This is a genomic window from Bacillus sp. VT 712 (genome assembly GCF_001614195.1).
GTDB lineage: Bacteria > Bacillota > Bacilli > Bacillales > Bacillaceae_H > Priestia > Priestia flexa.
In genome coordinates this window covers 86587-99264 of sequence record NZ_LWBK01000005.1, presented here as the reverse complement: position 1 = coordinate 99264, position 12678 = coordinate 86587, and the positions used below count along the sequence as shown (strand labels likewise).

Below are 12678 nucleotides of genomic sequence, written 5' to 3'. Positions count from 1 at the left end.
GCTTAAGATAATGGGGGAATTGAAATGGGACGCAAAGTATTGGTGTTAGGAGAAGCAAGAGAAGGTGCATTACGGCACGTATCATTTGAAGCAATTGCTGCAGGCGCAACGGTTGCTGAAGGTGGAGAAGTCGTTGGCGTTCTTGTTGGTAAAGGAGTGAAAAATTTAGGAGACGAACTCATTCATTACGGAGCAAACCGAGTAATTGTAACCGAGCATGATGACTTGGATTCTTATACATCTGATGGCTATGCACAAGCACTATTGGCTGTTATTCAAGAAGAAAAGCCAGAAGCAATTATATTTGGTCATACGGCTTTAGGAAAAGATTTATCACCTAAATTGGCTGCGCGTCTAGATAAGGGGCTAATATCAGACGTAACAGCACTTGAAGCAGCAGGTGGAAACTTAGTCTTCACTCGCCCAATCTATTCAGGAAAAGCGTTTGAAAAGAAGATTTCTACAGAAGACTTTATCTTTGCTACCATCCGTCCAAACAATATCTCGGCTTTGGAAAAAGACACGAATCGTACAGGAGACGTAAAAGAATTTGATGTGGAAATTAAAAATCTACGTACAATTGTAAAAGAAGTAGTTCGCAAAGCCACTCAAGGGGTAGATTTATCAGAAGCAAAAGTAGTCATTGCAGGTGGACGTGGTGTAAAAAGTGAAGATGGATTTAAGCCGCTAGAAGACTTAGCTGATGTGCTTGGTGGAGCAGTTGGAGCATCCCGCGGAGCTTGTGACGCTGAGTACTGCGATTACTCACTTCAAATTGGCCAAACGGGAAAAGTTGTAACACCAGATCTTTATATCGCTTGCGGTATCTCAGGAGCTATTCAACATTTAGCTGGAATGTCTAATTCAAAAGTTATCGTGGCTATTAACAAGGATGCAGAAGCAAACATCTTTAAAGTAGCGGATTATGGCATTGTCGGTGATTTATTTGAAGTCGTACCACTGCTTACAGAAGAATTTAAAAAATTAAAAGTACAATCCTCATAAGAAAAAGTCTTTTCTGCCAGCTACGGTGGAAAAGACTTTTCTTATGAAAATAATGAATGAATTGTTTAAAGGTGTGTAAAATAGGATACAGGTATTATATAAAGCCATTCAGCTTGGCTAGCCTTTCGCTGTTCCATGTCCTGGAACGACCTGTATTATGTAGTAAATAAGTTGTTACGAATACGTTAAAAAGTATAAGCAAATAAATAGCCACTGTTATATGAAGGTGGTATACTTTCTTTATCATGTAGATATAGCATATATTTAGGAGGAATTACAATGGCAATTGCACACGCAACAGATCAAACTTTCTCAAATGAAATTGGTTCAGGGCTAGTTCTTGTTGACTTTTGGGCACCATGGTGTGGACCATGTAAAATGATTGCGCCAGTTCTTGAAGAGTTAGATCAAGAATACGGTGAAAAAGTGAAAATCGTAAAGGTAGACGTGGATGAAAACCAAGAAACTGCTGGTAGCCACGGCGTAATGAGTATCCCAACTTTAATTTTATTTAAAGATGGACAAAAGGTAGACCAAGTTATTGGTTACCAACCAAAAGAAGCACTAGCTGAATTAGTTGATAAACACGCGTAAGTAAAAAACCTAGCGATAGCTAGGTTTTTACTACTTTATACCGCATTGACGGTTTCGTACATTTTTTCTAAAAGTGATATAATAAAAGGAAACGAATAAACGTTCGTTTCCTTTTATTTTTGTATAAATGAAGAATAAATATAGATAAGCAAGAAGGTTTTGGCGAAAGTTAAAAATATTGAAGGAAGGAGAGCAGTATGAATCCTTATTTAAAAGAAAAGCTGGCTATTTTACCTGAACAACCGGGTTGTTATTTAATGAAAGATAAGTATGGAACGGTTATTTATGTTGGAAAAGCAAAGGTTCTAAAAAATCGAGTTCGTTCTTATTTCACAGGGTCTCATGATGGAAAAACGCTGCGCCTGGTTAATGATATTGTAGACTTTGAGTATATTGTGACGTCGTCAGACTTAGAAGCCCTTATTTTAGAAATGAATTTAATTAAAAAGCATGATCCTAAATATAATATTATGCTGAAAGATGATAAGGGGTATCCCTTTATTAAAATTACGAATGAAAAACACCCTCGCCTTGTCATCACGCGCAAAATTAAAAAGGATAAAGGAAAATATTTTGGACCGTATCCAAATGTTCAGGCTGCAAATGAAACCAAGCGGCTATTAGATCGCATTTATCCTTTGCGGAAATGTACGACGATGCCTAATCGAGCATGTTTATATTATCATATTGAACAGTGCCTAGCTCCCTGTGTATATGACGTTACGGATAGCCAAAACAAAGAAATTATTGATAATATTACGCGTTTTCTAAGCGGTGGTTATGAACAGGTGAAAATTGAATTAACAGAAAAGATGATGAAAGCTTCAGAAGAGCTAGATTTTGAACGTGCAAAAGAGTATCGAGATCAAATTGCTCATATTGAAGCTACAATGGAGAAGCAAAAAGTAACGTTCAATGACTTTATTAACCGTGATGTATTTGGCTATTCTTATGATAAAGGCTGGATGTGTGTACAAGTTTTCTTTATTCGACAAGGAAAGTTAATGGAACGCGAAGTGTCTATGTTTCCGTTTTACCACGAACCAGAAGAAGATTTCCTAACGTTCATTGGACAATTTTACGGAAAAAACTTAAAGCCTAAAGAAGTTCTTGTGCCAGCAACTGTAGATGCAAACCTTGCAGAACAGCTTTTAGAAGTAGACGTTCAGCATCCAAAACGAGGAAAAAAGAAAGAGCTTGTTGAGCTTGCGTCAAAAAACGCTCAAATTGCCTTAAAAGAAAAGTTTTATTTAATTGAACGAGATGAACAGCGTACGGTTGGTGCTGTCGAGCAGTTGGGGCAAGCACTAGGAATTGAAGCGCCTTATCGTATTGAAGCTTTTGATAATTCCAACATTCAAGGAACAGATCCTGTTTCTGCTATGATCGTTTTCATTGACGGTAAACCTGAAAAGAAAGAATATCGAAAGTATAAAATTAAAACGGTTGAAGGCCCTGATGATTATGGTTCAATGCGTGAAGTGGTACGAAGACGATATACGCGCGTATTAAAAGAAGGTTTACCTTTACCAGATTTACTTATTGTTGACGGTGGAAAAGGTCATTTAGCAGCTGTTCAAGATGTTTTGGAAAATGAACTAGGGCTGCTTGTTCCAACAGCTGGATTAGTCAAAGATGAAAAGCATAGAACATCTAATTTAATGATTGGAGATCCTCCTGAAATTGTTCCACTTCAGCGTAACAGCCAAGAATTCTACTTGCTTCAGCGAATTCAAGATGAGGTTCACCGCTTTGCTATTACGTTTCATCGACAAGTTCGTTCTAAATCGGCTTTTCAGTCTATATTAGACAATATTCCAGGAGTAGGTGAAAAGCGTAAAAGAGCGTTGTTGCAAAAGTTTGGATCTGTTAAAAAGATGAAGGAAGCATCAATCGAAGAGATTCAAAATGCAGGAGTTCCAAGGCCGGTTGCGGAACAAATTGTTGAAGCCTTAAAAAATTAGTATTGAATTCCAGTTTAAACTCTGATAAGCTAGAACATAATTTCATATGACACTTCATTAAACTGAAGTGAAGATAGAGGTGCGAATTTTAAGAGTACACATTTGGAAGAGTATGAGCTCTAAAGACAAATGTGGAAAGGAAAATTTGCCGAAGTGAATGACATCTCATAGAGTCATTTGCTGGTTCTGCGTTGAATAAATGTAGGATTGTCAAGAATGTGTTTCTTGGAGAGCTATCTCACGGCATTGAACGTTTTATATATACTTTTCGTTCGTTAAGCAATGAGATATCCATCTCATTGCTTTTTTTATTGTCTGAGCTTAAGCAATAGATCGCCTCTTTATCATATTGAAAACAAGTGAAAGGATGAGGAGACTTATGGGATTAATCGTTCAAAAATTTGGTGGAACTTCTGTTGGATCAACAGAACGAATTCAGCATGTAGCAAATCGAGTTATCCAGGAAGTTGAGCAAGGCAATCAAGTAGTAGTGGTTGTATCAGCAATGGGTAAAACAACAGATGAATTAGTAAGATTAGCAGGAGAAATTACAAGTAAACCAAGTAAACGAGAAATGGATATGCTACTAACAACCGGTGAGCAAGTTACCATTTCTCTCCTTACAATGGCGCTGCAAGAAAAAGGCTATGACGCTACTTCCTATACAGGATGGCAGGCAGGAATTTGTACGGAAGCTCAGCATGGAAATGCACGAATCACCAAGATTAATGAACAAGCCATTGCAGGGCGTTTGAAAGAAAATCATATTGTGGTCGTAGCAGGATTTCAAGGAATGTCGGAAGATAACAGCATTACAACGTTAGGAAGAGGCGGATCTGATACAACAGCCGTAGCTTTAGCAGCGGCATTAAAAGCAGATAAGTGCGATATCTATACAGACGTAACGGGAGTATTTACAACGGACCCTCGCTACGTGCAAGGCGCTCGTAAACTGCAGTCTATTTCATATGATGAAATGCTAGAGCTTGCAAATCTAGGGGCGGGTGTATTGCACCCTCGAGCAGTAGAGTTTGCAAAAAACTATCAGGTGCCACTAGAGGTAAGGTCAAGTCTAGTATTAGAAAGAGGAACGATTGTTGAGGAGGAAGTATCGATGGAACAGAATTTAGTAGTAAGAGGAATTGCATTTGAAGATAATATCTCAAGAGTCACAATTGAAGGGCTAAATAATGAACTTCAGACATTATCAACCATTTTTACAGCATTAGCAAAAGAGCACGTTAACGTGGATATCATTATTCAAAATGTGACGTCAGACAATCGTTTATCTATTTCTTTCTCGATTAAAACAGAAGATACGGATACGACTTTATCTGTGCTAGCTCAGTTAAAAGAAGTAGTAGGTCATAAAAAAGTGGAGCATGAAAGGGGCTTAGCTAAAGTTTCGATTGTTGGATCGGGTATGATTTCAAACCCAGGCGTTGCTGCCGATATGTTTGAAGTATTAGCTGTGGAAGAAATTGAAGTGAAAATGGTAAGTACGTCTGAAATTAAAGTATCAACAGTTGTGCCACATAAAGACATGGTCAAAGCGGTAGAAACTTTGCACACTGCTTTTGAATTAGAAGAGCAAGATATTTATCAAGTTCAAAAATAAAAGCGGGCACAGCCCGCTTTTATTTTTTATATCTTTCCGTTCTAGTTTCAGGTGTAATGATATCTTTTTTATCCCATTGAACGGAAAAAAGGACTTTGTTGGCTTTTTCTTTGTTGGTTAAATAAGTTTCTGTTAGACAGTTTTTTAACTGTTGAACTTGTTCAGCAACAAAGCCAGCTTCAAGATGGAAAGATGAATTGGGATACTCAGTAAATCTTCGTTTGACAACTTCACCTGTTAATTCCATTTCAATGTTATATTTTTCAGTTTTTAAAATGGTTAATTGTCCCCAGCCAGCTTTCACAAAAAAGCCGCTAATCTCTTCAATAGAGGAAAGTGGAAATTTTCGTGCTAACCGTTTTCCTGCCCAGTACGAGATTTCATTCGTATCATTGCTAAGAAGCTCTGGAATTAGCACGTCTCGAAGTAAGCTGTATCCAAAATAAGGAGTTGTAGGTGCTTGTGGAGTATCGGTTTGATTGATTTCTTCACTTTCAACGATTTCTTGCTGCGTTTCAGTTTGTTGATTGCTCATTTTTTCCCCTCTTTCTTTACATCTATTATATACAAATTGAGCAGTTCTCTCATCTATTTTTAAAAATAAATCAAGCAAAGTCCATGAGATGGTTGTTGCATCTATAACTTTTCGAAACACGTAAAAAATTATTGTACAATAAAATGAATATCCTTTTATAGGAAGTCGCAATCTTTTGTGGAAAACGGTTACATAAAGGTGTACAATAAGAAGTGTAAAAAATATAAAATCCTATAACATCAACTTAGTAAGCGTTAACAAACTTAATTTTTTATAAATTTATATTTTAATGAAGATTTAAATATCTTATCTTGACGCTCTATGTTGATGGGAGTAAAATTGATGTGTCACATATTTTAATAGAGAATGCAAAGGTTTTCATTTTCTGTTGTATCAATCTATTTATTTTATTCGGGAGCTTTGTTTTCACTAACATTGTTTATCTAACTAAGGGGGGTATTACGCACATGGCAGCGAACAAAGAGTTTCAGTATCGCAAACTACATTCTTTACTAGGTGTCATACCAGTAGGCATATTTTTAGTCCAACATCTGGTTGTCAACCACTTTGCAACAAAGGGAGAAGAAGCGTTTAATCAAGCAGCTCATTTTATGGAGAGCTTACCTTTTCGCTACGCACTTGAAATCTTTATTATCTTCTTACCTATTCTATTTCATGCTATCTATGGCTTGTATATTGCGTTTACTGCCAAAACGAGTGTAAGCAGATACGGTTTCTTCCGTAACTGGATGTTTGTCTTACAACGTGTATCTGGCGTTGTAACGCTTATTTTCATTACATGGCATGTTTGGGAAACACGTATTCAAGCTGCGCTTGGTCAAAAAGTAGACTTTAATATGATGCAAGATATTTTAAGTAATCCTGGTATGATGGTATTTTATATTGTTGGTGTTGTGTCAACGATTTTCCATTTTGCTAATGGATTATGGTCATTTGGCGTTAGCTGGGGGTTAACTGTAACACCTCGCTCTCAACGAATTTCAACATATGTAACATTAGCGATTTTCTTCGCATTAACATTTGTAGGTGTACGTACACTATTCGCATTTGCATAAAATTACGTTTTAAAGGAGTGAGGTTACGATGAGTAAAGGAAGAATTATTGTTGTTGGTGGCGGCTTAGCGGGCTTAATGGCAACAATTAAAATTGCTGAGTCTGGCAAACAAGTTGATTTGTTTTCATTAGTTCCAGTGAAGAGATCTCACTCAGTTTGCGCTCAAGGTGGTATTAACGGAGCTGTAAATACAAAAGGTGAAGGAGATTCACCGTGGGAACACTTTGACGATACGGTATACGGCGGAGACTTTTTAGCCAATCAACCTCCAGTAAAAGCAATGTGTGAAGCTGCCCCAGGCATTATTCATTTATTGGACCGTATGGGTGTTATGTTTAACCGTACTCCTGAAGGTTTGTTAGACTTCAGACGATTCGGAGGAACACAGCATCACAGAACTGCGTTTGCAGGCGCAACAACAGGGCAGCAGCTTCTGTATGCATTAGATGAACAAGTTCGTCGCTATGAAGTAGCAGGGCTCGTAACAAAGTATGAAGGTTGGGAATTCTTAGGAGCAGTATTAGATGATAAGCGTACCTGTCGTGGAATTACCGCACAAGATTTGAAGTCTATGGAAATTAAAACATTCCCTGCAGATGCGGTAATTATGGCCACAGGTGGACCTGGTATTATTTTCGGAAAATCAACGAATTCAGTTATTAATACTGGTTCAGCAGCATCCATTGTGTATCAACAAGGAGCTTACTATTCAAATGGGGAGTTTATTCAAATTCATCCAACAGCCATTCCTGGAGACGATAAGCTTCGCTTAATGAGCGAATCTGCTCGTGGTGAAGGCGGACGTGTTTGGACATATAAAGATGGTAAGCCTTGGTACTTCTTAGAGGAGAAATATCCTGCTTACGGTAACTTGGTACCTCGTGATATTGCAACACGTGAAATATTTGATGTATGCGTAGCGCAAAAGCTTGGTATTAACGGCGAAAACATGGTTTACTTAGACCTTTCTCACAAAGATCCAAAAGAGCTTGATATCAAGCTTGGTGGAATCATTGAAATTTATGAAAAATTCATGGGAGACGACCCACGTAAAGTACCAATGAAAATCTTCCCAGCTGTTCACTATTCAATGGGCGGATTGTGGGTAGATTATGATCAAATGACAAATATTCCTGGTCTGTTTGCAGCAGGTGAGTGTGATTACTCCCAGCACGGTGCAAACCGTCTAGGTGCTAATTCACTTCTATCAGCTATTTATGGCGGTATGGTCGCTGGGCCAAAAGCGGTTGATTACATTAATGGCTTAGAGAAAAGTGCCGATGCTCTACCAACAAGCCTATATGATCAACATGTGAAGCAGGAAGAAGAAAAATGGCAAAGTATTATGTCAATGGATGGAACAGAAAATGCGTATATTCTTCATAAAGAGTTAGGAGAATGGATGACTGACAACGTGACAGTTGTACGTTATAATGACAAGCTGTTACAAACAGATGAGAAAATTCAAGAGCTTATTGAACGCTATGATCGTATTAATATTAACGACACAGCGAAGTGGAGTAACCAAGGGGCAACGTTTACTCGTCAGCTTCAAAATATGCTTCAGCTTTCTCGCGTAGTGACGCTAGGTGCATACAATCGTAACGAAAGCCGTGGGGCTCACTATAAGCCTGAATTCCCAGATCGTAACGATGAAGAATTCTTAAAAACAACAATGGCTCAGTTTGTTGATAAGAAAAAGGCACCAGCTTTCCATTATGAAGAAGTAGATGTGTCATTAATTAAGCCACGTAAACGTGACTATACAAAGAAAAAAGATGAGAAAAAAGCAACGAAAAAACAACAAGAGGGGGTTCGTTAAATGAGTGCACAACAAACGGCACAAAAAACAGTTCGTTTTGTTATTACTCGTCAAGATTCGCCTGAGACAGCTCCTTATAATCAAGAATTTGAGATACCTTATCGCCCTAATATGAACGTGATTTCTGCGCTAATGGAAATCCGCCGTAACCCTGTTGATGCAAACGGTAATGAAACAACACCTATTAACTGGGATATGAACTGCTTAGAAGAAGTTTGTGGAGCATGTTCAATGGTCATTAACGGCAAGCCCCGTCAATCTTGTACCGCTCTAGTAGATAAGTTAGAACAGCCGATTCAACTTCAGCCAATGAAGACATTTCCTGTTGTTCGTGACTTACAAGTTGACCGAAGCAGAATGTTTGATTCATTAAAGAAAGTAAAAGCGTGGGTTCCAATCGATGGAACATACGACTTAGGACCGGGGCCTCGCATGCCTGAGAAAAAGCGTCAATGGGCATATGAACTTTCAAAATGTATGACGTGTGGAGTTTGTTTAGAAGCATGTCCAAACGTTAACGATAAATCAAACTTCATCGGACCAGCACCACTTTCTCAAGTAAGATTATTTAATGCTCACCCAACTGGTGCTATGAATAAAGGAGAAAGACTAGAAGCAATTATGGGGGATGGAGGCCTTGCAAACTGCGGTAACTCACAAAACTGCGTGCAGTCTTGTCCAAAGGGTATTCCATTAACAACATCAATTGCAGCGCTTAACCGAGACACAACGATTCAGGCATTCCGTAACTTCTTCGGTAGCGATCAAGTATAATTACAAAAGAGCTCCACGGCTTTTGCAGCTGTGGAGCTCTTTTTATTTTGAAAAAATTTAGAATGCAGTAACCCATTTATTGCTTCCTACATAAGATATGGTGACTAAATTTACACCCATCCGATAGTTCAACTCAGGATCAGGCAAGGAGGGTTATATTGAAAGAAAAAGAGTTTCAACCTAAACCACTGCTGACAAAGCGTGAAAGAGAAGTATTTGAGCTTCTAGTACAAGACAAAACAACAAAAGAAATCGCGAGTGAACTATTCATTAGCGAAAAAACAGTGCGCAATCACATTTCAAATGCGATGCAAAAGCTTGGAGTTAAGGGGCGTTCTCAAGCAGTTGTCGAACTCCTTCGTATGGGGGAACTTGAATTATAACATGAGCGGGGTATCCCTGTTGGGAACCCGCTTTTTGTTAGTGTTTAGAATGTATCATTAGAAAAAATTAAAATAAATAAAAATATACATAAATGAAACTTATCGCTTGAATACAAAACGCATTCTCCGTATAATAAAAAGTGAGAGAGATTTTCTCTACTTTAGATAAAAGGAGGTGCAAATATGAGAAGAGTTTGGTTTTTAATTATGTTTTTCATGCTGCTTGCTTTACCTTTAGGTAATTTGCCAGTTTCATTAAACGATGGTACACAACAACATGCCACTGTTGATACTGTAGCATTAAATCATCCTACAGAAAGTGTACAGCATTCAACTGGCGTAAAGCTCGTTACCAAGCATTTTAATATATCGTTCGAAACGGGATACGCACCTGTTTTGTCAGTAACACAAGTTGAACAACCTCTAATATATGAAAGTCAAAAAGAGTTATTTGCTCTCCGACAACCCTTTATTTATGCAAAACAATTTCAAACAAATTACCTCTAACTATTCAACAATTAAAATCCTACGTTTACCTTATAAAAAATTAACGTTTAATAAGGTTATTTGTTGTGCAAACTTTTATGTATTAAACGTTACCCTATAAAACTATAATTTCCCATATACACTTTATTAGATTTACACGAGATTAAGATGAGTAACTATCAAAAAATCATTATGTTATAGGAGTTGTTCATGCATGGTTGTTAGAGAATCTGAGCTTCCAGGTATCGGCAGAAAATTTGAAATTGATACACAGGAAGGAAATCGTATTGTTATTATTCTTCATGATGACGGTCGTCGTGAAGTATATTATTTTGATAAAAGAGACTTGGAAGAAAGTGCTTTTGATATTACGCTTAACGATACAGAAGCCAGACAGTTGGCTGCCATTTTAGGAGGCATGATTTATAAGCCAAAGGCAATGGAAACAATCGAAGTGGCTTTTAATGACCTCATCATCGAATGGTATAAAGTTGAATCGGGCGCCAAAGCTCATAATAAAACTATCGGCGATATAGACGTTCGTAGTAATTATGATGTAACAATCGTCGCCATTATGAAAGGACCCAAAACAAAGCTTTCTAGTCCTGGTCCAGATACTGTTATTGAAGAAGGAGACACGCTCGTTATTTCTGGTGAGAGAGGCAACTTGAAACGGTTAATTACAGAGCTTCTTTCAAAAGGAGGTAGCGCTTAATCTATGGATCATTTAGTTTTTGAAGTTGGAACAGCGCTAGTATTGGTGGCAGTGGCTGCTGTTTTGGCAAATAAATTAAAATTTACTATTATTCCATTTTTAATCTTATTAGGAATGGCAGTAGGACCACATGCTCCGGAATTTGGAGCCCTAAGCTTTAAGTTTATTGAAAGTGAAGAAATTATCTCTTTTATGGGCAGAATTGGGGTGCTATTCCTTCTCTTCTACTTGGGCTTGGAATTTTCAGTCGGAAAGTTAATTAAATCGGGGCGTTCTATCGCTGTTGGTGGTTCCATTTATATCTTAATTAACTTTAGTCTTGGTTTGTTGTATGGGTACTTGACAGGTTATCCTCTTTTAGAAGTACTCATTATGGCTGGTATTATTACGATTTCTTCAAGCGCAATTGTTGCTAAAGTTCTGGTTGACTTAAAGCGAACGGCTAACCCTGAAACTGAACTTATTCTAGGAATTATTATGTTTGAGGATATTTTCCTAGCAGTCTATTTATCCGTCGTATCAGGGCTTGTACTTGGTGACCACACGTCCATCTGGAGCTCTGTCGTATCGGTTTTAATTGCGTTTGGTTATATGTTGTTGTTCTTTATCATTGCTCGCAAAGCAACGCCTCTACTCAACAAATTGTTAAACATTTCTTCAAATGAAATTTTTATTATTGTTGTGTTTGCAACACTGTTTTTTGTTGCTGGATTCTCAGAAACAATTCACGTTGCAGAAGCAATCGGAGCATTGCTGTTAGGTCTAGTGTTTTCAGAAACGGAGCATCGCGATCGCATTGAGCACTTAGTCATTCCATTTAGAGATTTCTTTGGAGCGATTTTCTTCTTTAGCTTTGGATTAAGCATTGATCCTTTAACGCTATTAGATGCAGCATGGTTAGCAATCGGTGCGGTTATCTTAACCATCATCGGAAACTTCACAGCCGGTATGATAGCTGGTCGTAAAAGCGGATTATCTCATAAAGCATCAACGAATATTGGATTAACGATTGTTTCACGTGGGGAATTCTCAATTATTATGGCTAATATTGGAATAGCGGGTGGACTGGCTTCAATTTTACAACCATTCGCAGCTTTATATGTACTCATTCTAGCCATTCTCGGACCATTATTAACGAAAGAGTCGAAGATGATTTATGGAATGTTAAACAAGATTTTTAAATGGAAAAAGGTTGAAAAATCTCATTAATCATAGTTGGCAAATCGGAATAATTTGATATATTTCAAGGTAATGAAATGGATGGCTTGGTATTTTGAGGACCAGCGGATTACTGAATGGAAAGCTTCTACCTATTTTAGGTGAGAGTTTTTTGTGTTAATAGGATAATAAAATGAAGGAGTTCTCTAAAGAAGCAAGATCTCGTCTATTTATCATAAAGGAAGTCAAAATAAAAATTTTAAAAAAGCCGACTCAAATGAGCGGCTTTTTAGGTTGTTGGTTTTGGTTTAGTAGGAACAGCTTGATCGACTTTTTTAGTTTGCTGGATATAGACTTTGAATAAGAAGATATTTAAGCATCCTAATGTTAAGAACAAAGGTGCGAAATAATATTCTTTTACGAGGAATAAAACGAAAACGCTTCCAAAACAGAACAGAGAACTAAATAAAAAGTAAAACTGTAAGAACTTTTTCACTTTAATCGCCTCCTGTTTACAACTTCTTACACTTATTATATCAAATGATTAA

The 12678-nt window shown here is 37.5% G+C and carries 13 protein-coding genes and 1 riboswitch; of the genes, 11 read left to right on the top strand and 2 right to left on the bottom strand.

From position 1 onward, the window contains the following. Nucleotides 1-24 precede the first annotated feature (24 nt). The 4 genes from A2U94_RS03730 to A2U94_RS03715 all read left to right on the top strand — a co-directional run bounded on the left by A2U94_RS03730 (nt 25) and on the right by A2U94_RS03715 (nt 5181). The gene (locus A2U94_RS03730) at nt 25-1005 is read left to right on the top strand and encodes an electron transfer flavoprotein subunit alpha/FixB family protein (RefSeq protein WP_025907843.1); all 981 of its coding nucleotides are present in this window, start codon (nt 25-27) and stop codon (nt 1003-1005) included. Between the two features lie 279 nt (nt 1006-1284). Beyond that, nucleotides 1285-1599: a thioredoxin gene (gene trxA / locus A2U94_RS03725; protein WP_025907844.1), complete on the top strand. Its 315-nt coding sequence runs from the start codon at nt 1285-1287 to the stop codon at nt 1597-1599. A gap of 197 nt (nt 1600-1796) precedes the next feature. Beyond that, the gene (gene uvrC, locus A2U94_RS03720; RefSeq protein WP_025907845.1) at nt 1797-3563 is read left to right on the top strand and encodes an excinuclease ABC subunit UvrC; all 1767 of its coding nucleotides are present in this window, start codon (nt 1797-1799) and stop codon (nt 3561-3563) included. A gap of 66 nt (nt 3564-3629) precedes the next feature. Next, a riboswitch (Lysine riboswitch) is annotated at nt 3630-3807 on the top strand. A gap of 135 nt (nt 3808-3942) precedes the next feature. Next, nucleotides 3943-5181 carry an aspartate kinase gene (locus tag A2U94_RS03715; RefSeq protein WP_025907846.1) on the top strand — a complete coding sequence of 413 codons (1239 nt, stop codon included), beginning with the start codon at nt 3943-3945 and terminating at the stop codon, nt 5179-5181. Nucleotides 5182-5200: 19 nt separating this feature from the next. On the opposite strand, the gene A2U94_RS03710 is transcribed toward A2U94_RS03715, so the two are convergent. Continuing rightward, complete coding sequence (locus A2U94_RS03710) at nt 5201-5716, bottom strand: YslB family protein (RefSeq protein WP_062954420.1); 516 nt, start codon at nt 5714-5716, stop codon at nt 5201-5203. A gap of 467 nt (nt 5717-6183) precedes the next feature. Here A2U94_RS03710 and A2U94_RS03705 point away from each other — a divergent pair, with 467 nt between their 5' ends. The 7 genes from A2U94_RS03705 to A2U94_RS03675 all read left to right on the top strand — a co-directional run bounded on the left by A2U94_RS03705 (nt 6184) and on the right by A2U94_RS03675 (nt 12181). After that, nucleotides 6184-6792 (top strand): succinate dehydrogenase cytochrome b558 subunit, encoded by a 609-nt coding sequence (locus tag A2U94_RS03705; protein WP_025907848.1) that lies wholly within the window; start codon nt 6184-6186, stop codon nt 6790-6792. A gap of 28 nt (nt 6793-6820) precedes the next feature. Further along, a complete protein-coding gene (sdhA, locus tag A2U94_RS03700) occupies nt 6821-8614 on the top strand; it encodes a succinate dehydrogenase flavoprotein subunit (RefSeq protein ID WP_061785406.1) in 1794 nt (597 codons plus the stop codon). Continuing rightward, on the top strand, nt 8615-9388 hold the full coding sequence (gene sdhB / locus A2U94_RS03695) for a succinate dehydrogenase iron-sulfur subunit (protein ID WP_025907850.1): 774 nt from the start codon (nt 8615-8617) through the stop codon (nt 9386-9388). A gap of 158 nt (nt 9389-9546) precedes the next feature. Beyond that, nucleotides 9547-9771 (top strand): spore germination transcription factor GerE, encoded by a 225-nt coding sequence (gene gerE / locus A2U94_RS03690; RefSeq protein WP_013059396.1) that lies wholly within the window; start codon nt 9547-9549, stop codon nt 9769-9771. A 183-nt stretch (nt 9772-9954) separates the two neighbouring features. After that, on the top strand, nt 9955-10278 hold the full coding sequence (locus A2U94_RS03685; protein WP_061785405.1) for a hypothetical protein: 324 nt from the start codon (nt 9955-9957) through the stop codon (nt 10276-10278). A 193-nt stretch (nt 10279-10471) separates the two neighbouring features. Beyond that, the gene (locus tag A2U94_RS03680; protein ID WP_025907852.1) at nt 10472-10972 is read left to right on the top strand and encodes a cation:proton antiporter regulatory subunit; all 501 of its coding nucleotides are present in this window, start codon (nt 10472-10474) and stop codon (nt 10970-10972) included. A gap of 3 nt (nt 10973-10975) precedes the next feature. Next, nucleotides 10976-12181 carry a cation:proton antiporter gene (locus tag A2U94_RS03675; protein WP_025907853.1) on the top strand — a complete coding sequence of 402 codons (1206 nt, stop codon included), beginning with the start codon at nt 10976-10978 and terminating at the stop codon, nt 12179-12181. 238 nt (nt 12182-12419) lie between these two features. Here the strand turns inward: A2U94_RS03675 and A2U94_RS03670 are convergent, their stop codons facing one another. Next, a complete protein-coding gene (locus A2U94_RS03670) occupies nt 12420-12626 on the bottom strand; it encodes a hypothetical protein (RefSeq protein WP_061785402.1) in 207 nt (68 codons plus the stop codon). Nucleotides 12627-12678: the final 52 nt, after the last annotated feature.